Origin of the sequence: Bradyrhizobium sp. CSA112 (assembly GCF_029051645.1) — a bacterium.
Lineage (GTDB): Bacteria > Pseudomonadota > Alphaproteobacteria > Rhizobiales > Xanthobacteraceae > Bradyrhizobium.
Genome location: NZ_JAACFS010000001.1, coordinates 772,190 through 798,215 on the forward strand (window position 1 = coordinate 772,190; position 26,026 = coordinate 798,215).

The 26,026-nt window shown below is 63.4% G+C and carries 23 protein-coding genes; 14 read left to right on the plus strand and 9 right to left on the minus strand.

The window, feature by feature from the left end; all coding sequences use genetic code 11:
• Positions 1–14: 14 nt before the first annotated feature.
• The 5 genes from mmsB to GWE18_RS03820 all read left to right on the plus strand — a co-directional run bounded on the left by mmsB (position 15) and on the right by GWE18_RS03820 (position 5,654).
• A complete protein-coding gene (mmsB, locus tag GWE18_RS03800; RefSeq protein WP_275184437.1) occupies positions 15–902 on the plus strand; it encodes a 3-hydroxyisobutyrate dehydrogenase in 888 nt (295 codons plus the stop codon).
• A 10-nt stretch (positions 903–912) separates the two neighbouring features.
• Entirely contained in the window at positions 913–2,643 is a 1,731-nt protein-coding gene (locus tag GWE18_RS03805) for an AMP-binding protein (protein ID WP_275184438.1), read from the plus strand.
• 3 nt (positions 2,644–2,646) lie between these two features.
• On the plus strand, positions 2,647–3,126 hold the full coding sequence (locus tag GWE18_RS03810) for a MaoC family dehydratase (RefSeq protein ID WP_275184439.1): 480 nt from the start codon (positions 2,647–2,649) through the stop codon (positions 3,124–3,126).
• A gap of 239 nt (positions 3,127–3,365) precedes the next feature.
• A complete protein-coding gene (locus GWE18_RS03815; protein WP_275184440.1) occupies positions 3,366–4,283 on the plus strand; it encodes an SDR family NAD(P)-dependent oxidoreductase in 918 nt (305 codons plus the stop codon).
• 135 nt (positions 4,284–4,418) lie between these two features.
• Positions 4,419–5,654 carry a TIGR03862 family flavoprotein gene (locus GWE18_RS03820; RefSeq protein ID WP_275184441.1) on the plus strand — a complete coding sequence of 412 codons (1,236 nt, stop codon included), beginning with the start codon at positions 4,419–4,421 and terminating at the stop codon, positions 5,652–5,654.
• Positions 5,655–5,757: 103 nt separating this feature from the next.
• On the opposite strand, the gene GWE18_RS03825 is transcribed toward GWE18_RS03820, so the two are convergent.
• The 3 genes from GWE18_RS03825 to GWE18_RS03835 form a co-directional block, all read right to left on the minus strand.
• Positions 5,758–6,840 (minus strand): D-TA family PLP-dependent enzyme, encoded by a 1,083-nt coding sequence (locus tag GWE18_RS03825; protein WP_275184442.1) that lies wholly within the window; start codon positions 6,838–6,840, stop codon positions 5,758–5,760.
• A 108-nt stretch (positions 6,841–6,948) separates the two neighbouring features.
• Entirely contained in the window at positions 6,949–8,763 is a 1,815-nt protein-coding gene (locus GWE18_RS03830; protein ID WP_275184443.1) for an ATP-binding cassette domain-containing protein, read from the minus strand.
• A gap of 4 nt (positions 8,764–8,767) precedes the next feature.
• Positions 8,768–9,265, minus strand: coding sequence for a YaiI/YqxD family protein (locus GWE18_RS03835; RefSeq protein WP_275184444.1), 498 nt, complete (start codon positions 9,263–9,265; stop codon positions 8,768–8,770).
• A 154-nt stretch (positions 9,266–9,419) separates the two neighbouring features.
• On the opposite strand from GWE18_RS03835, the gene GWE18_RS03840 reads away from it, so the two are divergent.
• Positions 9,420–10,220, plus strand: a complete 801-nt coding sequence (locus tag GWE18_RS03840; RefSeq protein WP_275184445.1) for a hypothetical protein — start codon at positions 9,420–9,422, stop codon at positions 10,218–10,220.
• A 9-nt stretch (positions 10,221–10,229) separates the two neighbouring features.
• Here GWE18_RS03840 and GWE18_RS03845 read toward each other — a convergent pair whose 3' ends face one another.
• Positions 10,230–11,291 (minus strand): AraC family transcriptional regulator, encoded by a 1,062-nt coding sequence (locus GWE18_RS03845; RefSeq protein WP_275184446.1) that lies wholly within the window; start codon positions 11,289–11,291, stop codon positions 10,230–10,232.
• Between the two features lie 193 nt (positions 11,292–11,484).
• Here GWE18_RS03845 and GWE18_RS03850 point away from each other — a divergent pair, with 193 nt between their 5' ends.
• A complete protein-coding gene (locus GWE18_RS03850; protein WP_057855268.1) occupies positions 11,485–11,865 on the plus strand; it encodes a rhodanese-like domain-containing protein in 381 nt (126 codons plus the stop codon).
• Between the two features lie 187 nt (positions 11,866–12,052).
• On the opposite strand, the gene GWE18_RS03855 is transcribed toward GWE18_RS03850, so the two are convergent.
• A complete protein-coding gene (locus GWE18_RS03855) occupies positions 12,053–14,428 on the minus strand; it encodes a xanthine dehydrogenase family protein molybdopterin-binding subunit (RefSeq protein ID WP_275184447.1) in 2,376 nt (791 codons plus the stop codon).
• A 199-nt stretch (positions 14,429–14,627) separates the two neighbouring features.
• On the opposite strand from GWE18_RS03855, the gene GWE18_RS03860 reads away from it, so the two are divergent.
• The gene (locus GWE18_RS03860; RefSeq protein WP_275184448.1) at positions 14,628–15,671 is read left to right on the plus strand and encodes a Ppx/GppA phosphatase family protein; all 1,044 of its coding nucleotides are present in this window, start codon (positions 14,628–14,630) and stop codon (positions 15,669–15,671) included.
• A gap of 143 nt (positions 15,672–15,814) precedes the next feature.
• Here GWE18_RS03860 and GWE18_RS03865 read toward each other — a convergent pair whose 3' ends face one another.
• Positions 15,815–16,411, minus strand: coding sequence for a phasin family protein (locus tag GWE18_RS03865; protein WP_275184449.1), 597 nt, complete (start codon positions 16,409–16,411; stop codon positions 15,815–15,817).
• Between the two features lie 404 nt (positions 16,412–16,815).
• Here GWE18_RS03865 and GWE18_RS03870 point away from each other — a divergent pair, with 404 nt between their 5' ends.
• Both GWE18_RS03870 and GWE18_RS03875 read left to right on the plus strand, forming a co-directional pair.
• Complete coding sequence (locus GWE18_RS03870; protein ID WP_275184450.1) at positions 16,816–17,505, plus strand: RlmE family RNA methyltransferase; 690 nt, start codon at positions 16,816–16,818, stop codon at positions 17,503–17,505.
• A 191-nt stretch (positions 17,506–17,696) separates the two neighbouring features.
• Positions 17,697–18,536 carry a Crp/Fnr family transcriptional regulator gene (locus tag GWE18_RS03875; protein WP_275184669.1) on the plus strand — a complete coding sequence of 280 codons (840 nt, stop codon included), beginning with the start codon at positions 17,697–17,699 and terminating at the stop codon, positions 18,534–18,536.
• 376 nt (positions 18,537–18,912) lie between these two features.
• Here GWE18_RS03875 and GWE18_RS03885 read toward each other — a convergent pair whose 3' ends face one another.
• Together GWE18_RS03885 and GWE18_RS03890 are read right to left on the minus strand one after the other, a co-directional pair.
• Positions 18,913–19,401 (minus strand): phasin family protein, encoded by a 489-nt coding sequence (locus tag GWE18_RS03885; RefSeq protein WP_275184451.1) that lies wholly within the window; start codon positions 19,399–19,401, stop codon positions 18,913–18,915.
• Positions 19,402–19,730: 329 nt separating this feature from the next.
• Positions 19,731–21,206: a DHA2 family efflux MFS transporter permease subunit gene (locus GWE18_RS03890; RefSeq protein ID WP_275184452.1), complete on the minus strand. Its 1,476-nt coding sequence runs from the start codon at positions 21,204–21,206 to the stop codon at positions 19,731–19,733.
• A gap of 138 nt (positions 21,207–21,344) precedes the next feature.
• On the opposite strand from GWE18_RS03890, the gene GWE18_RS03895 reads away from it, so the two are divergent.
• The 4 genes from GWE18_RS03895 (at position 21,345) to GWE18_RS03910 (ending at position 25,033) form a co-directional block, all read left to right on the plus strand.
• On the plus strand, positions 21,345–21,593 hold the full coding sequence (locus tag GWE18_RS03895; protein WP_057855275.1) for a hypothetical protein: 249 nt from the start codon (positions 21,345–21,347) through the stop codon (positions 21,591–21,593).
• A 225-nt stretch (positions 21,594–21,818) separates the two neighbouring features.
• A complete protein-coding gene (gene guaB, locus GWE18_RS03900) occupies positions 21,819–23,309 on the plus strand; it encodes an IMP dehydrogenase (protein WP_275184453.1) in 1,491 nt (496 codons plus the stop codon).
• A 229-nt stretch (positions 23,310–23,538) separates the two neighbouring features.
• Positions 23,539–24,564, plus strand: coding sequence for an NADP-dependent oxidoreductase (locus GWE18_RS03905; protein ID WP_275184454.1), 1,026 nt, complete (start codon positions 23,539–23,541; stop codon positions 24,562–24,564).
• A 205-nt stretch (positions 24,565–24,769) separates the two neighbouring features.
• Positions 24,770–25,033: a hypothetical protein gene (locus GWE18_RS03910; protein WP_275184455.1), complete on the plus strand. Its 264-nt coding sequence runs from the start codon at positions 24,770–24,772 to the stop codon at positions 25,031–25,033.
• A gap of 46 nt (positions 25,034–25,079) precedes the next feature.
• Here GWE18_RS03910 and GWE18_RS03915 read toward each other — a convergent pair whose 3' ends face one another.
• Positions 25,080–25,901, minus strand: a complete 822-nt coding sequence (locus tag GWE18_RS03915) for a metallophosphoesterase (protein ID WP_275184456.1) — start codon at positions 25,899–25,901, stop codon at positions 25,080–25,082.
• Between the last annotated feature and the right edge of the window lie 125 nt (positions 25,902–26,026).

Sequence of the window (26,026 nt, forward strand, 5' to 3'; positions counted from 1 at the left end):
GCGGAGGATTCGAGATGGCAAATATCGCATTCATTGGCCTCGGCAACATGGGCGGGCCGATGGCGGCCAATCTGGTCAAGGCCGGCCACAAGGTCACCGCGTTCGATCTGGTGGCGGCGTCGCGCGATCAGGCCAAGGCCGACGGCGCCACGATCGCCGAGAGTTCGGTCGCTTCCGTCAAGGGCGCGGACGTCGTCATCACCATGCTGCCCGCGGGCAAGCATGTGCTTTCGGTCTGGAACGAAGTCGTCCCTGTCATGACCAAGGGCACGCTGATCATCGATTGCTCGACCATCGACGTCGAGAGCGCCAAGCAGGCGCATGCGCTCGCTGCGAAGCACGGCGCGCTCTCGGTCGACGCGCCGGTGTCGGGCGGCACGGGCGGCGCCAAGGGTGCGACGCTGACCTTCATGTGCGGCGGCGAGGAGAAGGCCTTTGCGGCGGCGAAGCCCGCGCTGGAGAACATGGGCAAGAAGATCGTCCATTGCGGCGGCGCCGGCGCGGGACAGGCGGCCAAGATCTGCAACAACATGATCCTCGGCATTTCCATGATCGGTGTCGGCGAGGCCTTTGCGCTCGCAGAAAAGCTGGGCCTGTCGCATCAGGCGCTGTTCGATGTCGCCTCGACCTCTTCGGGCCAATGCTGGGCGCTCACTTCCTATTGCCCGGTGCCGGGCCCGGTGCCGGCCTCGCCCGCAAACAACGGCTACAAGCCGGGCTTTGCCTCGGCGCTGATGGTGAAGGACCTGACGCTGGCGCAGGACGCGGCCAACGCCGCCGGCGCCGTGACACCGCTCGGCAAGCACGCGCAGGAGATCTACAAGGCCTTCGACGCCGCCGGCCATGGCGGGGTGGATTTTTCCGGAATTATCCAGCACGTTAGGAGCCTCGCCGGGAAATAACGGGGACCTGATGACGACATTCCAGGAAGCGCGCGCCTTTCTGCTCAAGCACCGCACCGACTATGATGCGGCTGTGAAGGGGTTTCGCTGGCCGGACCCTGGTCCCTTCAACTGGGCGCTGGACTGGTTCGATGCGGAACTTGCTGAGAATGCCGACAGCCGGGACCGTACCGCGCTCTGGATCGTCGATCCCGGCAACAGGGAGACGAAACTTTCCTTCGCGACACTGTCGCGTCGTTCCAACCAGGTCGCGAATTTTTTGCGCGCGCAGGGCCTGAAGCGCGGCGACCATCTGCTGCTATTGCTCGGCAATGTCGTGCCGCTGTGGGAGACGATGCTGGCAGCGATGAAGCTCGGCGTGGTCGTGATCCCCGCGACCACGCTGCTGACCCCGGATGAATTGCGCGACCGGCTCGATCGCGGCAAGGCGAGGGTTGTGGTGGCCTCGCAGGATCAGGTTGCGAAGTTTGCCGGCCTCGGCAGCGACAATCTGGTGCGGATCGTGGTCGGCGCGGCGTCGAAGCACGACGGCTGGCTGCCGTTCGAGCAGGCCGCGAGTGCGTCGGAGGAGTACGTGCCTGACGGTCCGACCAACGCCGACGATCCGATGCTGCTCTATTTCACCTCGGGCACCACGGCAAAACCGAAACTTGTGCGGCACAGCCAGCGCAGCTATTCAGTCGGCGCGCTGTCGACGATGTTCTGGCTCGGCCTGCAGCCAGGCGACGTGCATCTGAACATTTCCTCGCCGGGCTGGGCCAAGCATGCCTGGAGCTGCTTCTTCGCGCCATGGAATGCTGGCGCCACCGTGTTCGTGGTCAACCAGCCGCGCTTCGATGCCAAAGCCTTGCTCGCGACCATCGGTCGCTGCGGCGTCACCACGCTGTGCGCGCCGCCGACGGTGTGGCGGCTGTTCATCCAGGAGAGGCTCGCGGATTTCAAGGTAAGCCTGCGCGAGGTCTGCGGCGCGGGCGAGCCGCTCAATCCCGAAGTGATCGACCAGGTGAAGGCGGCGTGGGGCCTCACCATCCGCGACGGTTACGGCCAGACCGAGACTACCGCGCTCGCCGGCAACTCGCCGGGTCAGAAAGTCAAGGTCGGCTCGATGGGCCGCCCGCTGCCGGGTTACCGCGTGCAGATCACCGACGGCGACGGCCACGTCACCAAAGAGGGCGAGGTCACGCTGGTGCTCGGCGCCGACCGTCCCGCGGGCCTGATGCAGGGATATCAGGGCGAAGACGGCAAACTGAACGGGGCGGACGGCGATCTCTACCGCAGCGGCGACGTGGTGTTTGCCGACGACGAGGGCTATCTCACTTTCGTCGGCCGCTCCGACGACGTCTTCAAATCCTCCGACTACCGCATCAGTCCGTTCGAGCTGGAAAGCGTTTTGCTCGAACATGAATCGGTAGCCGAAGCTGCGGTCGTCCCAAGTCCCGATCCGATCCGGCTCGCGATCCCGAAGGCCTATGTGCTGTTGGTATCGGGCGTGGAGCGTTCACCGGAAACCGCGCTGTCGATCTTCAAGCACCTGCACACACGCCTTGCGCCGTTCAAGCGCATTCGCAAAATCGAGCTGGTGACGGAACTGCCGAAGACGATCTCCGGCAAAATCCGCCGCGTGCAGTTGCGCCGGCTCGAACATGAGAATAATCGGAGCGATGCGTTGCGCGGGGCCGAGTTCCGCGAAGAAGAATTCCCGGAACTGCAGAAGGTGCGGACCGCGGGGCTGGAGAGTTAATCAATGAATGAAGTCTGGAAGAAGCCGCCGGTCTCCTTTGAGGCCTATCAGGCCATGGTCGGCAAGGAGATCGGTGTGTCGTCCTGGCACCTGATCGACCAGAACCGCATCAACGTTTATGCCGATGTGATCGAGGACCATCAGTTCATCCATGTCGACCCTGAAAGGGCGAAGAAGGAAACCTCGTTCGGCAACACCATCGCGCATGGCTTCCTGACGATGTCCCTGATGAGCATCATGTCCTATGAGGTCATGCCCGTCATCGAAAGCACGGCGATGGGCGTCAATTACGGTTTCGACAAGCTGCGCTTCCTCTCGCCGGTCCGCGCCGGCTCGCGCGTCCGCGGCCGCTTTACGCTCATGGAGGCCAAGCTGCGCAAGCCGAAAGAGCTGCAGTCGCGCACCAACGTGACCGTCGAAATCGAGGGCGAGGATAAGCCCGCGCTGGTAGCCGACTGGATCGGGCTGATCTATTTCGCGTGATCTTTCAGCCCGTCATTGCCGGGCTTGACCCGGCCATCCATCGCTGCTCAAAAACTGTCAATCGCGCGCTGCGGCCTTACCCTCTCCCCTTGTGGGAGAGGGTGGCGCAATCGAGCGGAGCGAGATGAAGCCGGGTGAGGGGTCTCTCTCCGCGGCGACAGACCCCTCATCCGGCACGGACTTCGTCCGCGCCACCTTCTCCCACAAGGGGAGAAGGGAAGAAGAACTAGGAATTTCGGATGGCAATCAGGTTTGACGGACGCGTCGCTATCGTCACGGGCGCGGGCAATGGTTTGGGACGGGCGCATGCATTGGGGCTCGCGAGCCGCGGCGCCAAGGTGGTGGTCAACGATTTCGGCGGCGCGCGCGACGGCACCGGCGGCTCGCCGACGCCGGCCGAAGCCGTGGTCGAAGAAATCCGCAAAGCCGGCGGCACGGCGATGGCCGACGGTGCGGACGTTTCGAAGTTCGGACAAGTCACGGCGATGGTCGAGCGGGCTACGAAGGAATGGGGCAGCGTTGATCTCCTGTGCGCCAACGCCGGCATTCTCCGCGACAAGTCGTTCGCAAAAATGGACGTCGCCGACTTTGCCAAGGTGCTCGACGTCCATCTCGTCGGTACGTTTTACTGCTGCAAGGCGGTGTGGGATGGCATGCGTGAGCGCAACTACGGCCGCATCGTCCTGACCACCTCGTCGTCGGGCCTGTTCGGTAATTTCGGCCAGGCCAATTACGGCGCAGCCAAAGCCGGAATGGTCGGCCTGATGAACGTGCTGGCCGAGGAAGGCCGCAAGAACAACATCCGCGTCAACACGATCTCGCCGACCGCGGCGACCCGGATGACGGAAGAGCTGCTGCCGCCGCAGGCGCTGGCCTTGATGCGCCCCGAGGCAATTACGCCGGCGGTGGAGTACCTGCTCAGCGAGGACGCTCCGACCCGCACCATCATGGGCGCCGGCGCGGGCTCGTTCGCGGTGATCAAGATCATCGAGACCGAGGGCATCAACTTAGCCCAGTCCGACTGGACGCCGGACGCGATCGCGGCACATTTCGCCGAGATCGACGATGTCTCGAAAGCCAAGGCGCTGCAGGGCGCGTTCGAGCAGACGCAGAAGTATGTGGCACAAGCGGCCGCACGGGCCGGGATCAAGCTGTAGCGCAAAGCCGGTGCGTAGGGTGGGCAAAGGCGCACTTGCGCCGTGCCCACCATGCATCCGCGATGCTGGTGATAATGGTGGGCACGCTTCGCTTTGCCCACCCTACGCACGGTCAATTCGGCCTACATTCGCCCCATGTCATCGCCTTCCAAAAAAATCACCGTCATCGGCGCCGGCCCTGCCGGCCTGATGGCCGCCGAAGTGCTCGCGCAAGGCGGTGCATACGTCACCGTCTACGACGCGATGCCTTCCGCCGGCCGCAAGTTCCTGATGGCCGGGCGAGGCGGGCTGAACCTCACGCATAGCGAGCCATTGTCGCAGTTCCTCGCCCGCTACCGCGAGGCAACGCCGCATTTGAAAGCCGCCATCGAGGCGTTTCCGCCGCAAGCGTTGCGCGACTGGAGCGAAGCGCAGGGGCAGGAGACATTTGTCGGCTCCAGCGGCCGGGTGTTTCCGAAAGCGTTCAAGGCCTCGCCCTTGCTGCGCGCGTGGCTGCGGCGGCTGGACTCGATGGGCGTGCGTTTGGTGCTGCGTCACCGCTGGACCGGCTGGGACGAGCAGGGGCATCTGCGCTTTCAAACGCCGGATGGACCGCGCGTTGTCGAGCCGCGCGCGACCGTGCTGGCGCTCGGCGGCGCAAGCTGGCCGCGGCTGGGCTCCGATGGCGCATGGGTGGAGATTCTTGCGGCTAGAGGCGTGCATATATCGCCGCTGCGGCCAGCGAATTCCGGCTTCACCGTCTCCTGGTCCGACATCTTTCGCGATCGATTTGAAGGCCAGCCGCTCAAGGCCGTGGCACTGACATTCGACCAGCATACGGTACGCGGTGAAGCCATCATCACCCGCAGCGGCATCGAAGGTGGCGCGATCTATGGACTCTCGGCCGAGTTGCGCGAGGCGATCCTGCGCGATGGACAGGCCACGCTGAACATCGCCTTGCGTCCCGACGCGGCGATCGGAGAACTGACCGCGAAATTGTCGGCTGCGAAGCGCAAACAGTCCTTCTCGAACTTCCTCCGCAAGGCAGCAAATCTCTCTCCCGTCGCCATCGGGCTGTTGCAGGAGGCCGCCAAAGCATCCGGGATGTCGCTAGCTTCGCTTTCCCCAGCGGATCTTGCCCGTTTGATCCAGGCGGTGCCCGTGCAGCTCAACAGTATGTCGCCGATCGCGCGCGCGATTTCCACCGCGGGCGGAATATCGTTCGACGAACTCGATGACGCTTTCATGCTCCGCCGCTTGCCCGGCGTGTTCGCGGCGGGTGAGATACTCGACTGGGAAGCGCCAACCGGCGGCTATCTCCTGCAGGCGTCGTTCGCGACGGGCGCAGCAGCGGGGCGGGGTGCGCTGAAGTGGCTGGAGCGTAAAATCTAACCACGTCATTGCGAGCGAAGCGAAGCAATCCATATCAGCACAAGCGGAGGAATGGATTGCTTCGTCGCTTCGCTCCTCGCAATGACGGTAGTGGGCGGATGCATTACCGCAGCTTCCCCCGTGCCGCGACCGGCAGCGTCCCGATGATCTCATCGCCGCGCACCATCACCACCTCGTCCATCATGTTGACGACGACGCAGACATGGTTGGGCACAATCCGCACGACGTCGCCGACGGCAGGCCTGGTGTTGCTGCGGGCCAGATCGAGAAAGCCGTGCTCTTCGGCGAAGCGTGCAATCTTCGCTTCTGGGTGCTCCAGGATCAACCCGTAACCGTCGAGCCCGCCGCCGGGATCTGAGGTCAGCGTCTTCGAGCCGGCGTCGAGGATGCCGCGGTCCGGGCCGGCGCGGCTGACCACGGTGGAATAGATATTGAGAGCGCAATCGTCCCATTCGGCGACGCCGGCGGCGACCTGCATGCGGTCGTTGTAGATATAGGTGCCGGGACGATGCTCGGTCGCGCCCTTGAGTTTGCCGAGGTTCTTCAGGTTCGGCGAGCCGCCGGTCGAAACCATCGTCGCATCGAGCCCGTGCGCACGGACACCGGCCAGCGCCTCGTCGAAGAATTTCTGTGCTTCGCCCCAGCCGGTTTCGGTCGGGTACAGCATGAAGCCCGCAAACTGTAGTCCCTTGGAGCCCGCGATCTCGCGCGCCAGCGCAATGGCCTCAGTCGGGGTTTCGACACCGGCGCGCTTGCGGCCCGTATCGCATTCGACCACGACCGAGAGTGGACGTCCCGACGCGGCGGCGGCCTGCGGCAGGCCGGCAATCACGGTCGAATTGTCGGCCGCGACCGTCATGTTGGCCTTGCCCTGCAGCGCCGCGAGGCGGGCCATCTTTTCCTCACCGATCAGATTGTAGCTGATCAAAATGTCGTCGATCCCGGCCTCCGCCATCACTTCGGCCTCGCCGAGCTTCTGGCAGGTGATGCCCTTGGCGCCGGCCGCGACCTGCATCTGCGCCAATAGCGGGCTCTTGTGGGTCTTGATGTGCGGCCGGTTGGCAACGCCGGCCGTGTCGCAGGCCACCTGGATGCGCGCGATGTTGCGCTCGACGCGGTCCATGTCGATCACTGCGCAGGGCGTGCCGTATTCACGGGCGATTTTTGCGGCGAGGGGGGTGGTCATGCTCTGCTCTCTGTTGAAAATCGTATGAACCCGTAGGAAGGGTGGAGCGAAGCGATACCCATCAATGCCAGTGCGTGTGGCGATGGGTATCGCTGCGCTCCACCCATCCTACGCCTGCTCTATCTCTTCGCGCAAAACTTCAAGCTCCAGCCACCGGTCTTCGGCAGCGGAAAGCTCTTCCTGCGCCTTCGCCATCGCGGCGGAGGCCGCGTCGAACTTCTTGCGATCCTTGGCGTAGAGGTCGGGATCGTCAAGCAGCTTCTGCTGTTTCGCGATCTCGGCGTGCAGCTTTGCGATCGTCTTCGGAAGGGTTTCCAGCGCGTGTTTTTCGTTGAAATTCAACCGGCGTTTTTGCGCCGCGGAAGGGGTGGCAGCCTTGGCCTCTTTCTTTTCTTCAACCGTCGCTGGTGCCTTTGGCGCCTCCCGCGTCAAATCCTCGCCGCGCTGGGCCAGCATGTCGGTGTAGCCGCCGGCATATTCGATCCAGCGGCCGTTCCCCTCGGGCACGATCACGGACGTCACCACCCGATCGAGGAAATCGCGGTCGTGGCTGATCAGGATTACGGTGCCCTCGTAGTCGCCGAGCATTTCCTCCAGCACGTCAAGCGTCTCGAGATCGAGATCGTTGGTCGGCTCGTCCAGCACCAGCAGGTTCGACGGCTTTGCCAGCGCGCGCGCCAACATCAAGCGGCCGCGCTCGCCGCCGGAGAGCGCTTCCAGCGGCGTGCCGCGCTGTTCCTGCGCGAACAGGAAATCCTTCATGTAGCCGATGACATGCCTGGGCTTGTCGCCGACCATGACGTGGTCGCCGCGGCCGCCGGTCATGGCCTCGGCCAGCGTCGATTTTGGATCGAGGCTTTCGCGGTGCTGGTCGAGCGTCGCCATTTCGATATTGGCGCCGAGCCGCAGCGAGCCGCTGTCCGGCGGATCGTTGCCGACCAGCAGATGGACCAGCGTGGTCTTGCCGGCGCCGTTGGGCCCGACGATGCCGATCCGGTCGCCGCGCTGGACGCGGATCGAAAAACCTTCGACGATCTTGCGGTCGCCATAGGCCTTGCTGATGTTCTTGGCCTCGATGACGAGCTTGCCCGATTTGTCGGCTTCCGCCGCGGCGAGATTGGCATTCCCGGTCGCGCCGCGATAATTGCGCCGCTGGTCGCGCAGCGCGTGCAGATTGCCGAGCCGCTTGACGTTGCGCTTGCGACGGCCGGAGACGCCGTAGCGCAGCCAGTGCTCTTCATTGACGATCTTGCGGTCGAGCTTGTGCTGGTCGCGCTCTTCTTCCGCCAGCACCTCGTCGCGCCAGGCTTCGAACGCGGAGAAGCCGCGGTCGATCTGCCTGATCTGGCCGCGATCGAGCCAGGCGGTCGAACGCGACAGATTGGAGAGGAAGCGGCGATCGTGGCTGATGAGGACAAGCGCGCAACGGCGGCTCGCCAGTTCGCTTTCCAGCCATTCAATGGTCGGAAGGTCGAGATGGTTGGTCGGCTCGTCCAAGAGCAGGATGTCGGGCGAGGGCGCCAGCACGCGTGCCAGCGCCGCGCGGCGGGCCTCGCCGCCCGAGACGTGCGCGGGGTCTTCATCGCCGGAAAGCCCGAGCTGCTCGACGAGATAGCGCGCCTGGTAATGATCGTCGCCCGGGCCGAGGCCTGCCTCGACGTAGGCCAGCGTCGTCTTGTGGTCGCCGAAATCAGGCTCCTGCGGCAGATAGCGGATGGTGGCGCCCGGCTGCACGAAGCGGCTGCCGCCATCGGGCTCGACGAGGCCGGCGGCAATCTTGAGCAGCGTCGATTTGCCGGAGCCGTTGCGCCCGATCAGGCAGACGCGCTCGCCCGATGACACCGACAGTTCGACGCCCGACAGCAGCGGCGTGCCGCCAAACGTCAGCCTTATATCCTTCAACTGGATCAGCGGTGGCGCCATCGTTTTAGCCCTGGTTCGGCACAGGCTGCTGCGCCCGCTGGCGCTGGATGCGGCGGATGGCCTGGTCGAGCGCGGACAGGAAGGCCGAGCGATCGCGCGGGGCAAACGACCTTGGGCCGCCGGTTACTTCGCCCGACGAGCGCAGATCGGTCATCAGGTTGCGCACCGCCAGTGTCATGCCGATCGACGCTTCCGTGAACGGCTTGCCGTTCGGCGCGATCACCTCGGCTCCCGTTTTCACGCAGCGGCTGGCGAGCGGGATATCCGATGTGATGACGATGTCGCCTTTTCCCGCGCGCTCGGCGATCCAGTCGTCGGCTGCGTCCATTCCGGAACCTGCGGCGATGCGCTCAATCAGCGGATCCTGAGGCACGCGGATGAAATTTCCCGCGACCACGCTGACCGGCAGGCGGTGCCGGGTCGCGACGCGATAGATCTCGTCCTTCACCGGGCAGGCGTCGGCATCGACATAGATGCGGGTCAGGTTTGCGTCAGGCAGCATAAGTTGGATTCGTTCCGTATTCTTGCCCGCGGGTGGTACTCCATCAGATGCCAAAATGCGAGGGGAACAGCGCCTGGAACACGCTTGCCACGGCACATTCTTCGCGTACGATAACCCGAAGAAATAACAACAAAATCAGAGGAAACCGGAGAGCATGATCCGCCGGCTCGAACCCTATCGCGTCCAGGCCTTCAACACCGCCAAGCAATCCGAAAACAAGATGCACGACGACACCGTGGCAAAGCGGTTCGGATTCTCAGGCGGGCTGGTGCCGGGCGTCGACGTGATGGCCTATATGATGCACCTGCCGGTCGCAAAATGGGGCCGGCCCTTCCTTGAGCGCGGCCTGATCGACGCCCGTTTCGTCAAGCCGGTCTATGACGGCGAGATGGCCGAACTCACGGCGGAAGAAAGCAATAGCGTGCTTTCGATTGAGGTGCAGAGCCGCGGCGAGCTTTGCGCCACCGGCACCGCGTCATTGCCGGCGTCCGCGCCACCGTTCTCGCTCGGCGACTACAGGGAGGTCGCGGCCGCAGCGGAGCGCAAGCCGGTCAACGCGGCTTCATATGAAGTCGGCCAATGGCTCGGCACCACACCGCGGGACTGGGCGGGCGATGCCGCCCGCCAATATCTTGATGATATCAGGGAAGCCGATCCGATCTACGCGAGGGAGGGCCTGAGTCATCCCGGCCTGCTGCAGCGGGTGATGAACCGGGCGCTGGTCGACAACGCCATCCTGGGCCCGTGGATTCATGTCGGCAGCCGCATGCAGCTTTTGTCGGCCGCAAAGGCCGGCGACGTGATCACGGCCCGCGCGAAGGTGATCGGCAATTACGACAAGAAGGGCCACCGCTTCGTCGAACTCGATGCGCTGGTGGTCGCCAACGGCGACACGCCGCTGGCGCATTGCCACCACATCGCGATCTACCAGCCGCGCGAACAGGCGGCGGCGTAGCGCGACGCGTCATTGCTGGGCTTGACCCGGCAATCCATCCGCTGCGAGAGGCTGTTCCTCCCTGGCCTGCCGCCATGTCGCGGGCGGCGAGCCGACCACTCGTCGGAACGCGCGGTTGAACGCCGCATCGGAATCATATCCGACGCGTCCGGCGATCTCAGCGACGCCAAGCGTGCTGTCCTGCAACAGGTGCTGCGCCAAATGCATCCGCCACCCCGCGAGATACTGGATCGGCGATTCGCCGACCAGTTCGACGAAGCGTTTGGCGAGCGCCGCCCGCGAGACTCCGACTTCCCTTGCAAGCGCTTCGACGGTCCACGGGCGCTCCGGCTGCGCATGAAGCCGGGTGAGCGCGGGACCCACCTGGGGATCGTACAGGCCCGCCAGCCAACCGCCGCCATGGCCCTGTGTCGCAAACTGCAACTGCCACCGCAGCAGTTCGAGAAAGAGCGACTCGGCTAATCGTGCCAGCACGGCACGATTACCGGGTCCCGGCGTTGCGGTTTCGCTCATCAGGTAGCGCACTGACGCCCGCCACCACTCCTTCTCCTGCGGATGCGTGATCGTCTGCACACGCCTTCCGGTGCCATCCAGCGTCTCAAGCGTAAGGGCGTCTTCGCGCGAGCGGACGCAAAGAATCGCCGGCAGCGATTTCAGCAGCGGATCGAAGCGCTGATCGGCGTGCAGAAAGCCGCAGATGAAGCGCGCCGGCGGCCCGCCGCCGCCGTGATTCACGACCGTGATCTGCTCTGCGGAGGGCTTCGAATAGATGTCCTGTATCGGGACAGGCGCCAGCTCAGGGTCGCTGGTCATCACATGCTGATCGCCGCGCGGGAAGACGATCACATCGCCGCTTTCGATGTGGATTGGAGGCAATGCCCCTGATGTCACCAGACAACTGCCCTCGGTGACCACATGAAAGGGGGTTACCGATCCTTCGGAGGATTGCAGGCGCGCCGCAAGCAGTGCCGGCGGGGATGAAAGAATGGCCCACGGATGCGTGAACTCCGCGCGAAAATGAATCGTTCCGGACAACCGCACGACGCGCAGGACTTCCGACAATACGTCCACAATCCGATCCCAAATTCCTGCTGTCGGCACGCCCGCGGGCTGGCGAAAGCCTTTCAGAATGCACGCACTAGTCAAGCGCTATAGCGTCGCGGCAAAGCTTCCTGGAGCCGTGGTCATTGCACTATTGGCCAAGCCTCGCCACATACTGCGCCATTATCTGTGCCCACGATAAAACAGCATACGGGAGAATACGATGCCGAGTTCAGTGAAGGATTTACTTGCAGCGGCTACCAGCTCCGTTCCAGGGATCAGCCCGCAGGACGCGAAAGCCCTGATCGAGCGCGGCCAGGTCCTGGTGGTCGATGTGCGCGACGGGCTTGAGTTACAGAGCACCGGCAAGGTTCAGGGGGCGAAACACGTCTCGCGCGGCATGCTCGAATTCAAGGCGGATCCTGACAGCCCCTATTATGACAATGCGTTCGATCGGGAAAAAACCGTAATCGTCTACTGCGCCTCCGGCGGCCGGTCCGCGCTGGCGGGCAAGACCTTGCAGGACATGGGCTACAAGGACGTGCGCAATCTCGGCGGCTTCAAGGGCTGGGCCGAAAGCGGCGGCGCGGTCGAGAAGGTCTGACCAATAGCGAGCAGACGGCTCGGCAATGACCAGGCTTGGCCCATCAATCCACCAATCGTCATGCCCCGCGAAGGCGGGGCATCCAGTACGCCGCGGCCTCTCGATTCCATCGCTTACATCTGTGGAATACTGGATCGCCCGCTTTCGCGGGCGATGACAGTTTTCTGTGTGGCGAGTAGTGGGCCCCTCACGCCGCCTGCTTCGCCTTCGCATCCTGGATCGCGCGCCACACCCGTTCCGGCGTCAGCGGCATGTCGATGTGGGTGATGCCATAGTCCGATAGCGCGTCGACCACCGCGTTGACGACGCAGACGAGGCTGCCGGCGCAGCCGGCCTCGCCGCAACCCTTGGTGCCCAGCGGATTGGATTTTGCGGGCGAGGGATGGTCACCGACTTCCATCGGCGGGATGTCTTCCGCACGCGGCAAGGCATAGTCCATGAACGAGCCGGTGATCGGCTGGCCGCTGGAATCGTAGCTGACCTGCTCCATCAGCGCCTGGCCGATGCCTTGCGCCACGCCGCCGTGCAACTGGCCGGCGACAATCATCGGATTGACAACGGTGCCGAAATCATTGACGGCGAAATAGCGCACGATTTGCACGACGCCGGTCTCGGGATCGATTTCCACTTCCGCGACATGGCAGCCATTGGGGAAGGTCGACGGCGTATCCTTGGTGGCATGGTCGACGTCGAGCGATAGCGGCGCGCCCTCGGGCATTCTGCCTTCGCGCACGCGCTGCGCCAGTTCCATGATGCCGATCGAGCGGTCGGTGCCGGCGATGGTGAAGCGGCCGCTGGCGAATTCGATATCGCCTTCGGAGGCCTCCATCAGATGCGCCGCGGCCTGCTTGCCCTTCGCGATCACGAGCGCGGAGGCTTCCACGATCGCCTGGCCGGTCGCCGTGATCGAGCGCGAGCCGCCGGTGCCGTTGCCGAAGCGGACGAGATCGCTGTCGTTCTGCTCGATGGTGATCTTCTCGAAGGGCACGCCGAGATGTGCGGAGAGCACCTGCGCGAACGGCGTGGCGTGGCCCTGGCCGTAATCGAGCGTGCCGGTCGTCAGTTTCACCGAACCGTCAGGCTCGAAGGTGATCTTGCCGAGCTCGCCGCTCGGCGGCGCGGTCACTTCGAGATAGGAGCCGACCGCGATGCCGCGCAGCCTGCCGTTCTTCTTGCTCTCCTTCTTCCGCTTGGCAAAATTGGCGTGATCGGAAATCTCCAGCGCCTTGTTGAAGACGCCGGCGAAATCGCCGCTGTCATAGGTGACGCCGCTGGCCGCTGCGAACGGCAGTTGCGACGGCTTGATGAAGTTGCGCTTGCGCAGCGTGAGGGGGTTGATGCCCATCTCGTCGGCGGCGCGGTCGATCAGCCGCTCCATGTAGTAGTTGGCCTCGGGCCGGCCGGCGCCGCGATAGGCGCCCATCAGCGTGGTGTTGGTCAAAACCGTCTTGATGTCGACGCCGAGCAGCGGCGTGCGGTAGACGCTGGCGAGATTCTTTCCGGTGTTGAGCGACAACGGCCCCGGCGCGACGCCGGTGATGTAGGCGCCGAGATTGCCGTAGCCCTGGAGGCGCACTGCGAGAAACTTGCCTTCGGCGTCCAGCGCCAGTTCGGCATGAATGAGTTGCGCGCGGCCATGGCTGTCGGACAGGAAACTGGTCGAGCGCTCATCGGTCCATTTCACCGGGCGGCCGAGCGCCTTCGCCGCGTGCAGGATGCAGGTGTATTCGGGATAGCTGACGTTCTTCATGCCGAAGGAGCCGCCGACATTGGCGGTCAGGATGCGAACCTTGTCGTTCGGCACGTTGAGGATTTTCGCCAGCGTTACCTTGTTGCCGGAGACGCCCTGCGTCGGCACCTGCAGGGTGAAGCTTTCTGCCGCCTTGTCAAAGGCCGCAAGCGCCACGCGCGGCTCCATCGACACCACGGCAACGCGGGTGTTGACGATATCGAGTTTGGTCACATGCGCAGCAGCGGCAAACGCCGCGTCGATCTTGGCGGAGTCGCCATAGTGATAGTCGAGCGCGACGTTGTTCGGGATGTGATCATAGAGTTGCGGCGCGCCGGGCTTTACGGCCTCCGCGGCATCGGTCACGGCGGGCAGCGGCTCGATGTCGAGCTCGACGGCCTCTGCCGCATCCCGCGCCTGCGCCAGCGTTTCGGCGACCACGAAGGCCACGGGATCGCCGACAAAGCGCACTTTGTCGGTCGGCAGCGCCGGACGGTTGGTCTGCAACAGCGGCGAGCCGTCGCGGCTCTTCAGCGGCAGTCCGCAGGTGAAGGGGCTGTAGCCGGCCGCTTCGAGGTCCTTGCCGGTCCAGACGCCGAGCACGCCGGGCATCGCCCTGGCGGCGGCCGTTTCGATCCCCCTGATGATTCCGTGGGCATGGCTGGAGCGCACCATCCAGCAATAGACCTGGCCGGGAGCCACGAAATCGTCGGTGTATTTGCCCTTGCCGCGCACCAGCGTGTCGTCTTCCTTGCGGCGCACCGGCTGCCCTACACCGTATTTTTGCAGTGCGATAGCGTTGTCCAGGGAGGAGGCGGACGTGTGATCTTGCATCGAAAAACACCTGAAATGCTTGGATTTTCCCGGTTCCGCGGGTTCCCGCTCAGATAACGTACCGTATGATCCCGGACAACGCCTGATTGGGCATAGTCCTATGTGATGGGTTGTTGCGCAGCCCCTTGGCGCTGCTAAAGTTTCCGTGAACGGTGATTTTCTTCGACGGCCCGGGAGAGGCCGCGGAAAGACAGGTTTGATGAAGGACGATACGCGGCTGCGCGAAGGTCTTGAGACCTGCGCAAGCCCGTCAGGGTCGGTTGCGGCGGTCACGGCTAACGGTGTCTATGCCGCGCTCGACCTTGGCACCAATAATTGTCGGCTTTTGATCGCCAGTCCGGCCGGCGACAGTTTTCGCGTGATGGATTCGTTTTCACGGATCATCCGGCTGGGCGAGGGCATTTCCGCAACCGGTTCCATCAGCGAGGCGGCTATCGAGCGCGCCATCGTGGCGCTGAGCATCTGCAGCGACAAGATCCGTTACCGCAAGGCCCGGCGCCTGCGGTTGATCGCAACCGAAGCCTGCCGTGCCGCCGCCAATGCCGACAGCTTTCGCGCGCGGGTCGCGAGCGAGACCGGCATCCGGCTCGAGGTGATCAATCGCGAGACCGAGGCGACGCTCGCCGTGATCGGCTGTTCGCCGCTGCTCGATCCGAAGGGCCGGGGCGCGATCCTGTTCGACATCGGCGGCGGTTCGACCGAACTGGTCCGGATCGAGCGCGATCCCGCCGAGCAGAATGCCCGGCCGCGGATAAAGGCATGGATGTCGATCCCGCTCGGCGTCGTCACTTTGGCCGAGCATTTCGGCGGGCGTGACGTCACGGCCAAATCCTATACGCGGATGGTGGGCGAAGTCGCGCAATATGTGGCGCCGTTCGCGGCCGAGCACGGCACGGATTTGCGCGATATGCATATGCTCGGCACCTCGGGAACCGTGACGACGCTCGCCGGCGTCCACCTCAATCTGGCGCGCTACGATCGTCGCCGCATCGACGGTATCTGGATGAACGATTCTGACGTCACCGCCGTCATCCAGCGGTTGCTCGGCATGAGCTATCAGGAGCGCGCCGACAACAATTGCATCAGCGTCGAGCGCGCCGATCTGGTGCTGGCCGGCTGCGCCATCCTCGACGCGATCCGCGACGCATTCCCGCTGCCGCGGCTGCGCGTCGCCGACCGGGGCCTGCGCGAAGGCATGCTGGTCGAAATGATGCGCGAAGACGGTGCGCTGAAGGCGTGCTGATGCGCTGGCCGCGTTGTTATCTGTCGGATTGCATATCTATCTGTGCGCTCACCTTGGGTCAAAAACCTTGCGCTATGCCCAAGAAAGGTGAGAGCGGCTGAGGCGCAGCCGCTCTTACCTTCAAAGTCCCGCAACGGACCGAACTAGGCGGCGCGCCGGATCTCTTCCATATTTTGATTGATCTGCTTTCCGGCATCGTCGGCCATTTTGAGCGACATGTCGGCTATCCGACGGCTGCTCTCCAGAACAGTTTCCACGGTCTCACGCAGCATATCACTTTGTACGGCTGCAAAGTCCTGAGGCGTTCGGCAGGTCCACAATTCATTCATGTGGTCCATGTTCTTCTCGACCTGATTCCGAACCAACTGCAAATATTCTCGAGACATTCCGCCCATCACTTTGGCAGCAGCGGTGCTGGTGTAAAGTATGCTTTGGGCGCTGCGGGCCGACCGTTCGGTTGCCTGTTGCACCCCTTCTCCCGACAAGCCGAGCGTGCGACCCAACTGCTCGGTAGACCGGCCCATGACCGTGGTCGCCATATCCAGGCCGAGCCGCCAGGCGTTCTGTACCGTCTCGGCGTTTTGCTTGAGCAGATTGGCACTTACCCGAGCCACTTCCTCCCCGGTCTCAGCCGCAACCTGTCCGATACGGCCGGTCTGTTCGGCAGTCCTCTCGCTGGCGCGGCGGGCTGCGTCTTCCATGCCTTGCGTAGACTTTTCCTCCTGGCGTGGATTTGCCATCTTCGTTCTCCGCTGATTGCAGGTTGATGACTTGCCCCCAGCCCCTTCCCGAGCAACGCGATCAGGGTGCGACCGTTCCAGCCCTGCCGATGTGTTTTCGGTCTCACGGAGCAGAAACCAACTAATCGTGCGAACAAGACAGAGCGTAAGGCGGTGAGTCGCTCCGGTGCCACTATTGCAGGCCGTCGCTTCGCTGGTGTTGCCATTTTTCAAGAAAGGAAGGCGGGGCAGATGGCATATTCGTCGATCCTGTCGATCTCCGTGTGCCCGTCATGGGGCTGATGGGACTAGCGCCCGGATGGTAGGGCAGGCACGTCATCATACTCGCTTCAATGCTCATCCGGTTCCGTGCTATTGATTTCAGGCGCCGGGTCTCGGCGGACATTTCAAAGACAAGCACCGATATGGCGAAAGACACTACCGGACGGCTGCACGTCACGGTCAAGACCGGCGGCAAGCGCAAGCTGTCATCAAAGCTCTGGCTGGAGCGGCAGCTCAACGATCCCTATGTGGCGAAGGCCAAGCGGGACGGCTATCGCTCGCGCGCGGCCTATAAGCTGATCGAGATCGACGACAAGTACCATTTCCTCAAGCACGGCATGGCCGTGGTCGATCTCGGCGCCGCCCCCGGCGGCTGGAGCCAGATCGCGGCAAGGCGCGTCGGCGCGGTCAACGGCAAGGGCAAGGTGGTTGCGATCGACCTTCTGGAGATGCCGGAGATTCCCGGCGTCGAATTCGCGCAGCTCGACTTTCTGGCCGAGGATGCGCCGGAAAAACTCATTGCCATGATGGGCGGCCGCGCCGACGTCGTGATGTCTGATATGGCCGCCAACACTACCGGCCACCGCAAGACCGATCAGCTCCGCATCATCGGCCTCGTCGAGACGGCGGCGGCCTTTGCGTGCGACGTGCTCAACCCCGGCGGCACGTTTCTGGCGAAAGTGTTTCAAAGCGGCGCCGAGGGCGAACTGCTCGCACAACTGAAGCGCGACTTCTCCAGTGTGCGTCACGTGAAGCCCGCGTCCAGCCGGCAGGATTCGTCGGAGCGCTACGTGCTGGCGATGGGATTTCGCGGACAATCCAATCGGCCGTAGGCGTGCCCGGCGGATGTTCTGCGTCGGTTGCAGCGGCAGAGGGGCGTCGAGGCCTGAGCGACGCCATTGGAACTTTTTCCCGCATGGCGTATAGTACTAGTTGGGCGCGGTCTGTTTATTCGCATGCAGCGTGACGCCAGCAGTAGTTCTGCAGCGTGCGGCGCATCCGTCGGGGAAGGAGTATTCCCGTGATGGAGCAGAAGACCAGGGTTGGTAATCGACTGTTAGCTGCGTTGCCGACAGCAGACCTCGATTTGCTTGTGCGTCATTTCCGACTGGTTGAGCTTCAACGGGACACCGTGCTGGTGCGGTCGGGCGACCCAATACAACGGATTTTTTTCCCTCTTAGCGGCTTGATCGCCTTCATCATGGATATGCCGAGCGGCCAAACGGTTGCGACCGCCGTCGTCGGCAATGACGGAGCTGCGGGCGTGCTGACGACGCTCGGGCCTTCGCGCTCTCCGATGACGGCGGTGGTGCGGGTAGCGGGGACCGCGCTGCAGATTTCGCCGGCACAATTTCAGGCGGCGCTTGAACGCAGCAGCGCATTGAGGGGCACGGTTCAAACTCTCAACAGGGCACTGATGGCGCAATTCCAGCACGTCGCGGCCTGCAATGCGCTGCACTCGGTCGAGGCGCGTCTGGCGAGGTGGTTGTTACACGTCCACGATCGGGTTGACGGGGACGTCCTGCCGCTGACGCAGGAGACGCTTGCGGAATTTCTCGGCGTGCGGCGGACGACAGTGACGCAGGTCATTTCCAAGCTTCGCGATTCGGGCGCAGTTCGATCCAATGGTCGCGGCTCGATCGAGATTGACAGACCACGGCTCGAAGCAGCGGCATGCGAATGCTACCAACTCATGCGCCGCAGGATCGGTCGGATCGTTTTGTCGGACGAGATGACGCCGCCCGGGCACGCCCGGCCGGCGGACAATCCCCGCGGCCAAGCCTCCCTATTCGCCAAGGCAGACGAAATTCATCGGCGCACCGGACGCCAGGGAATGATCGGGCCGCGGGCAAGGGGCCATTGACGGAATGGCAGCAAGGTCTCCGCGGCTCTACGCTGGTTGCAGGGCAAGCGTAACCCTCGGCCTAAGCCGTTTCTCTGCCGGCTCGTGAACCCAGGCCTCCCTGGCAAACCATTCGTGACTGGCTTCGCAGATCAGGCAGAAGGTACGCGCGAAAAACACCGGGCTGCAGCTAAACCGTTCCCGATCCGCTTTCATGCCCGTCGGGATAGCGCGACCCGTCTCCGGGCACTTGATCATGACGACGCCCATCATTGCTCCTCGGTCCCTGATTTTTTTCGCGTCGGCATTTTGGTCTTCATCGGCTGGAGTGCGCCCTTCTCACGGGGGAGCGCTTGTTCCAGCCGATCCCGGCGGGCTGCAAAGGTTCGACTAGGAACTAGGCCGCCTTCTGCAGCACGCTGGCAAAGCTTTTCTTGATCGGATCGGTGGTCTCGCTCGCGACCTTGCGAGTGAGCACCCAAAGCTCCCGGCTCTGTGCCGCCGTGGCTTGGAAGTTCTTGCAGCCTTGCGCGGCGGCGAGCTGCAGGATTTCCGAGGGCAACTTCGTGCCCACGAGATCGGTGAGAAAATCGAGGGCGGAGCTCGTATTGGCGCCGGAGAACTCGATGACCTTGGCGGCGTAGTCCGCAGCACCCTTTGCGTTGGCGGAATAGGCTTCCCGGAGAGCGTCGTTGATCGCTGCCGACGCCATCTTCATCTTCTCGATATTTTCCTTCGCACGGATCAGGTTTTGCTCGGCGAGCCCATCAAAGATCCCCGGCGCCGCAAAGAACGGCGTGTCAAATCCGCGCTTTTCGTGTGGTCCAGCCGCTTTCGGGTTCGGCGGATTGTTATTCACGTCAACGTTCATATTGGCATCACTCACGGGTTTTCATCCTTTCAAGCGAAACTGAAATCAACAACGATCGGATTTTTGTTCCCGGGCCCCTTCCGAGGCACGTGCTGTGCCGCAAAGCCGAGAACCATTCCCCCAACTTCCAACAAGGGCAGGTGCTGCCGCGGATGACCGCGTCGCGCCCGCCTATACCAAAGTATATGACGGACTGGCAGCGGGGCTTCCGTTCGCTTTCTGACTCTCACGGCGAATTTTTGAATGTCGGCCGTCCTACATACCGGCAACGGAAAAACTCTCGGAGAGGTTCGGGGCCCTAGCCTTGCCGGTGCTGCCGTCAAGCGGGGCGATGCTGCGTCCGATCAGCCCAGCCGCTGATCCCGCGCGTCCCCGGTGCCTTCGCTGGCGGCCTTGGTCGCCGCCTTTTCCGCGCCCTTGCGGCTGGAAATCTCGACGGCCTTACGGCCCGAGATTTCGTGGCCGGCGTCATCGGGCATCTGCCAGAAGAAATATGCCGACACCGCCGAGACGATCGCGACCACGATGAATGCCGGCGGGAATACACCGGCACTCAATTCGGTGACGTGCTGATAGAGCATGGTCGATTCCACCGAGAACGCGCCGACCGCGACACCTGCCGAAATCGCCAGTTGCTGGTTGACGCTGACGAGCGTGGTGGCGCGGCTCATCTGTGCCGGCTCGACCTCGGCATAGGCGACGGTGTTGATTGCTGTGAATTGCAGCGAGCGGAAGAAGCCGCCGACGACAAGGATGATGAAGATCAGCAACAGCGGCGTGGTCACCGTGAACAGGGCGCAGGCGGCGAGGAAGACCGCGCTAACGACGGCGTTGACCGTCATCATGTAACGGAAGCCGAAGGCGCGGATGATGCGTGCGGCCAGCGTCTTCATCCCCATGGCGCCGACGGCCGAGGCAAACGTGACCAGCCCGGATTGGAACGGCGTCAGGCCAAAACCTTCCTGCATCAAGAGCGGCAACAGGAACGGCAGCGCGCCGATGCCGAGCCGGAACAGGAAGCCGCCGATGATGCTGGCGCGCATGGTGGAAAGCCGCAGCAGCGAGAAATCCAGCACAGGCGACCCGGTCCGCCTCGCATGCATCACGTAGAGCGTCATCGAGATCGTGCCGATCGCGACGAGGCCGGCGACGATCGGCCAGGGCAACAGGCCGAGGCCGGCGACCGAGAGGCCGAAGGCGATGCCGGCAAGGCCGATGCCGGCCAGCACCAGCCCGTAGAGATCGAAGCGCTCGGGATCCTCACTCTTGATCGGGTCGATGTACTTCATTGCCATGAAGATGCCGAGCAGCCCGATCGGGATGTTGATCAGGAAGATCCAGTGCCAGGAGAAATAGGTGGTGATGAAGCCGCCGAGCGGCGGACCGATCACCGGCCCGATCAGCGCCGGCACCGTCACCCAGGTCATCGCATTGACCAGCGCGCTCTTGTCGATCGAGCGCAACAGCACCAGCCGTCCGACCGGCGTCATCATCGCGCCGCCCATGCCCTGCAGGATGCGGGCGATGACAAAATGATGCACGTTCTGCGACAGCGCGCAGCCAATCGACCCGATCATGAACACGCCAATGGCGATCGAGAACACCATGCGCGCACCGAAGCGATCGGCAGTCCAGCCGCTGGCCGGAATGAATACCGCGAGCGACAGCAGATAGGAGGTGATGGCCAGCTTCAGCGTCAGCGGGCTGGTGCCGATATCAGCCGCGATCGCCGGCAGCGACGTCGCAATCACCGTCGAGTCCATGTTCTCCATGAACAGGGCGGTGGCGACGATCAGCGGGATCAGGCGTTGCTTGTCCATCGGGATCGGGGGACTGAAGAAAAAGGCAGGCGACGGGCCTGTATCATCCCGCTCTCACACAAGCCATTGCGGAACCGGGCAAACCACCTAAATCCTGCGTGACGCTGGTATGCACCGCGCCAGCCGCTGGAGGTCCGCATGATCTACGTCCTCGCTGCCTTGTTGCCGCCGCTCGGATTGCTCCTGAACGGGCAGCCGTTTTCGGCGATCTTCAACCTGGTCCTGATCGTGTTCTGCCTGATTTTCGGGCTGATTTTCCACGTCCTGCTGCTGGTGCCCTCGGCGCATGCGCTGATCGCGGTCCACATGAAGCGGGAGGATCGCCGGCACCGCGAGGTGGTCGAGGCGATACGCCAGCACGGCCCGCCGCCGGGGTACCCGCGCTAAAGCCGCACCTAACCCTAAGCCCTTGGTAAGCCCTTGGGATTGCGGCTTTTCCCGAAAAGCCTGTGCATAGCTGGCAAACGCTTTGATTCGGCGTCCTGCCATGCTATCGACCACCGTCAACCCCATCGATGGGCTTCGATTCGACGGCGATGCCGATAGCATCGCCGAAGGCGGCGTTCATCCACATTAATGATCGCGGCGGTGAGCCGCCGAAAGGAGTTGGCAATGGCGCAGGGACTTCAGGGTATCCGTGAAGCCTTCACGTTCGACGACGTGCTTCTGAAACCCGGTCTCTCGGATATTCTGCCCTCGGAGGCCGATATCCGCTCCCGCGTGACCCGCGCGATCCCGCTCAACATCCCGATCATGGCGTCCGCCATGGACACGGTCACCGAAGCGCGCATGGCGATTGCGATGGCCCAGGCCGGCGGCGTCGGCGTCATCCACCGCAATTTCGATCCCGACGGGCAGGCCGCGCAGGTGCGGCAGGTCAAGAAGTATGAATCCGGCATGGTGGTCAATCCGCTGACCATCGGCCCGGATGCGATGCTGTCGGACGCGCTGGCGCTGATGAAGGATCACGGCTTTTCCGGCATACCCGTCGTCACCGGCGCCAGCAAGAACGCGCCCGGCAAGCTGATCGGCATTCTGACCAACCGCGACGTCCGCTTTGCGACCGATCCGAAGCAGAAAGTTTCGGAACTGATGACGCATGAAAACCTCGTCACGGTGCGCGAGGGCGTCAGCCAGGACGAGGCCAAGCGGATGCTGCACAAGCACCGCATCGAGAAGCTCCTGGTCGTCGACGACCAGTATCGCTGCGTCGGCCTGATCACCGTGAAAGACATGGAAAAGGCGGTCGCGCATCCGCTCGCCTGCAAGGATGAGCACGGCCGCTTGCGCGTGGCAGCCGCGACCACGGTCGGCGAGGGCGGTTTTGAGCGTACCGAACGGCTGATCGACGCCGGCGTCGACCTGATTGTGGTCGACACCGCGCACGGCCATTCCTCCCGCGTGCTGGAGGCGGTCAACCGCATCAAGCGGCTCTCCAACGCCGTGCAGGTGATCGCCGGCAATATCGCAACGAAAGAGGGCGCGCAGGCGCTGATCGATGCGGGCGCAGACGCGATCAAGGTCGGCATCGGCCCGGGCTCGATCTGCACCACGCGCATCGTCGCCGGCGTCGGCGTGCCGCAACTCACCGCGATCATGGATGCGGTGGAGGCGGCGAAGAAGGCCGACGTGTCCGTCATCGCCGACGGCGGCATCAAATATTCCGGCGATCTCGCCAAGGCGCTCGCGGCTGGCGCCGATATCGCCATGGTCGGTTCGCTGCTCGCGGGCACCGACGAGACACCGGGCGAAGTGTTTTTGTGGCAGGGCCGTTCCTACAAGGCCTATCGCGGCATGGGCTCGGTCGGCGCGATGGCGCGCGGCTCGGCCGACCGCTACTTCCAGCAGGACATCAAGGACACGCTCAAGCTGGTGCCCGAGGGCATCGAGGGCCAGGTGCCGTACAAGGGCCCGGTCGGCAACGTCATGCATCAGCTCGCCGGCGGCCTCCGCGCCGCGATGGGCTATGTCGGTGCACGCAATCTCGCCGAATTCCACGAGAAGGCGCAGTTCGTCCGCATCACCGGCGCGGGCCTGCGCGAAAGCCACGTGCACGATGTGACGATCACGCGCGAGAGCCCGAACTATCCGGGCGGGGCGTAATCCACGATCCGTCGTCATTCCGGGGCGATGCGTAGCATCGAACCCGGAATCTCGAGATTCCGGGTTCGCTTCGCGCCCCGGAATGACGGCGTTTTGGGCTGGGACGCGGCGCTCGCCACCGTCATTGCGAGGAGCGTTAGCGACGAAGCAATCCATTCTTTTTCGTTGACGAGAATGGATTGCTTCGCTTCGCTCGCAATGACGAACTAACAAGAACCGGAGGAAACCCATGTCCGCATCAGCAAAGCGCATCGTTCTCGCCGCACGCCCGGTCGGCGAACCCAAACCCTCTGATTTCCGCCTCGAAGATTGCCAGATCCCGACACCCGGCGCCGGCGAGGTGCTCCTGCGTACCATCTGGCTGTCGCTCGATCCCTATATGCGCGGCCGCATGAGCGACGGGCCGTCCTATGCGCAGCCGGTGCCGATCAACGGCGTGATGGAGGGCGGGACGGTCAGCGAAGTGATCGCGTCGAACAATCCCGCGTTCGCCAAGGGCGACATCGTGCTGTCACGCGCCGGCTGGCAGACGCATGCGATTTCCGACGGCAAGGGCCTCGCAAAGATCGATCCCAAGATCGCGCCGATCTCGACCGCGGTCGGCGTACTCGGCATGCCCGGCATGACGGCGTATACGGGCCTGCTCGACATCGGCAAGCCGCAACCCGGCGAGACCGTGGTTGTTGCCGCCGCTTCGGGCGCGGTCGGCTCGGCCGTCGGCCAGATCGCAAAGATCAAGGGCGCACGCGCGGTTGGCATCGCCGGCGGCAAGGACAAGTGCGCCTATGTCAAGAACGAGCTCGGCTTCGACGATTGCCTCGATCATCGCGATCCGGATCTGGCGGCGAAGCTGAAGGACGCCTGCCCGAAGGGCATCGACGTCTATTTCGAGAACGTCGGCGGCGCGGTGTTCGAGGCGGTGTTCCCGCTGCTCAATGCGTTCGCACGTGTTCCCGTATGCGGCCTGATCGCGCATTACAACGATACGCAGGCGGTGGCGCCGAAATGGGCGCCGTCGTTGATGCGCGCCGTGCTGACCAAGCGCCTGACCATCCGCGGTTTCATCGTCAGCGATTTCGCCGCGCGCCACGCCGACTTCCTCCGCGACATGTCGCAGTGGGTGCGTGAGGGCAAGGTCAAGCACAAGGAGTTTATCACCGAAGGCCTCGATAGCGCGCCGGCCGCGTTCATGGGGCTTCTCAAGGGCGCCAATTTCGGCAAGCAGCTCGTGCGCGTCGGACCCGATAAGGTTTGAGGCTATAGCGTTTTCGAGCGAAGTGGACACCGGTTCGCGTCAAGAAAACGCGTCAAAACAAGAAGCGAGAGCCCGGTTCTGATTCAATCAGAACCGGGCTCTCGCCCCCGGGTTGCAGGGAACACACCTCACGCTCACTTGAGGCGGATCGGGGAACGTCCTTTCGCAACTGTCGTTTGGCTTTGACATCCAATGGAGAAGCCAAATGACGAACTTCAAGAAACTATCGCTCGGCCTGGTTGCCGCAACGATGCTGGCCACTCCTGCAATGGCTCAAGTGGTCTACCAGGAACCCGGCGTGATGGGCTACTATCCGAACTCCGGTTACGTTACAGGAGGCTACGGTGTCAGGACCACGCCCCCGGGCTACTATATCGGTAACCGGTTTCACCCGGCCCCCCGGGTGGGCGCATTTGCCAGCGAGCCTTGGACCGACGGTTCCTACTATGGCTACGTTGAGCGGTACTGACTCGGCCGGCGGGATTTCGAGACGCTCTGAAGTCTGGGAACTCCTGTCAAATCAGTGAATCCAGATCAACATCGGTTTGTCCCGGCGCCTTGACGTAACGGACCTCAAAGGCGTCGGGCTGGAAGCGATACTCCACCAGCCCGACCTCTTTGACGGCGATCCGTTCCTGTCTTGCATCGGAGATGATGAAACCGGCCGATGGGGCCCAGACGTGGCGGATGCGGCCAAAGGTGAAGTCGCGCCGCTGATGCACGTGGCCTGAGGCCACCAGCCGCAGATCGACCGCCGCAAACATCTCGATCAAACTTCTGCGCCGCGGCTGCGGCACATAGCGAATTGCCGTTGCCTCCGTCTCGGGATCATCCGGCGTGTTCAGATAAAGCGGCTTGTGCAGGAACAGCGCAACCGGCCTGCCGTTGATGCGCCCAAGCTCTGAAGCCAGCCAGCCGAACTGCTCTGCCTCGCTCTCGATCCCGGTGTTCATGATCAGCGAGTTCAGTCCGATAAAGCTCCAGCCGGCCGCATCGAAGCGCCAGCGGTCTTCGCCGATCACGGACAGATAGTTCTGCCGCTCGCGCTCGGTCGCCGGTTGCTTCGGTGCGGGGCCGACTTCCGTCGGGTTGTCGCCGATGTCGTGATTGCCGGGCAAATGGCGACACGGCACCGGCAGTGTGTCATGTAATTCTTTCGCAAATTTGAGATCGTCCGGGCTGGTCGGGGCATCAAATGCGAGATCGCCGCTGTTGATGACGAGATCTGGACGCGTCTCATCGATATACTCACTGACGCGATGAAAATTGTCGGTGAGTTGTTGCAGGCGGCGGGCGAGGTGAGTGTCGGAAATTTGCGTCAGGCGAAATTCGTGCATGCGATAGTCCTTTAGGTCCGATCATAGCCGGACCTGAAGTCGGAACGATGACGGCGGAAATGGATAGGCCCAAATGTCGCCCCGTCCTCGACCGTCATACCCCGCGAAAGCGGGGTATCCAGCAC

Excerpts from the sequence above, each read along its gene's own strand:
- mmsB (WP_275184437.1), top strand. The coding sequence starts at position 15 with ATGGCAAATATCGCATTCATTGGCCTCGGCAACATGGGCGGGCCGATG.
- GWE18_RS03805 (WP_275184438.1), top strand. The coding sequence starts at position 913 with ATGACGACATTCCAGGAAGCGCGCGCCTTTCTGCTCAAGCACCGCACC.
- GWE18_RS03810 (WP_275184439.1), top strand. The coding sequence starts at position 2,647 with ATGAATGAAGTCTGGAAGAAGCCGCCGGTCTCCTTTGAGGCCTATCAG.
- GWE18_RS03815 (WP_275184440.1), top strand. The coding sequence starts at position 3,366 with ATGGCAATCAGGTTTGACGGACGCGTCGCTATCGTCACGGGCGCGGGC.
- GWE18_RS03820 (WP_275184441.1), top strand. The coding sequence starts at position 4,419 with ATGTCATCGCCTTCCAAAAAAATCACCGTCATCGGCGCCGGCCCTGCC.
- GWE18_RS03825 (WP_275184442.1), bottom strand. The coding sequence starts at position 6,840 with ATGACCACCCCCCTCGCCGCAAAAATCGCCCGTGAATACGGCACGCCC.
- GWE18_RS03830 (WP_275184443.1), bottom strand. The coding sequence starts at position 8,763 with ATGGCGCCACCGCTGATCCAGTTGAAGGATATAAGGCTGACGTTTGGC.
- GWE18_RS03835 (WP_275184444.1), bottom strand. The coding sequence starts at position 9,265 with ATGCTGCCTGACGCAAACCTGACCCGCATCTATGTCGATGCCGACGCC.
- GWE18_RS03840 (WP_275184445.1), top strand. The coding sequence starts at position 9,420 with ATGATCCGCCGGCTCGAACCCTATCGCGTCCAGGCCTTCAACACCGCC.
- GWE18_RS03850 (WP_057855268.1), top strand. The coding sequence starts at position 11,485 with ATGCCGAGTTCAGTGAAGGATTTACTTGCAGCGGCTACCAGCTCCGTT.
- GWE18_RS03855 (WP_275184447.1), bottom strand. The coding sequence starts at position 14,428 with ATGCAAGATCACACGTCCGCCTCCTCCCTGGACAACGCTATCGCACTG.
- GWE18_RS03860 (WP_275184448.1), top strand. The coding sequence starts at position 14,628 with ATGAAGGACGATACGCGGCTGCGCGAAGGTCTTGAGACCTGCGCAAGC.
- GWE18_RS03865 (WP_275184449.1), bottom strand. The coding sequence starts at position 16,411 with ATGGCAAATCCACGCCAGGAGGAAAAGTCTACGCAAGGCATGGAAGAC.
- GWE18_RS03870 (WP_275184450.1), top strand. The coding sequence starts at position 16,816 with ATGGCGAAAGACACTACCGGACGGCTGCACGTCACGGTCAAGACCGGC.
- GWE18_RS03875 (WP_275184669.1), top strand. The coding sequence starts at position 17,697 with ATGGAGCAGAAGACCAGGGTTGGTAATCGACTGTTAGCTGCGTTGCCG.
- GWE18_RS03890 (WP_275184452.1), bottom strand. The coding sequence starts at position 21,206 with ATGGACAAGCAACGCCTGATCCCGCTGATCGTCGCCACCGCCCTGTTC.
- GWE18_RS03895 (WP_057855275.1), top strand. The coding sequence starts at position 21,345 with ATGATCTACGTCCTCGCTGCCTTGTTGCCGCCGCTCGGATTGCTCCTG.
- guaB (WP_275184453.1), top strand. The coding sequence starts at position 21,819 with ATGGCGCAGGGACTTCAGGGTATCCGTGAAGCCTTCACGTTCGACGAC.
- GWE18_RS03905 (WP_275184454.1), top strand. The coding sequence starts at position 23,539 with ATGTCCGCATCAGCAAAGCGCATCGTTCTCGCCGCACGCCCGGTCGGC.
- GWE18_RS03910 (WP_275184455.1), top strand. The coding sequence starts at position 24,770 with ATGACGAACTTCAAGAAACTATCGCTCGGCCTGGTTGCCGCAACGATG.
- GWE18_RS03915 (WP_275184456.1), bottom strand. The coding sequence starts at position 25,901 with ATGCACGAATTTCGCCTGACGCAAATTTCCGACACTCACCTCGCCCGC.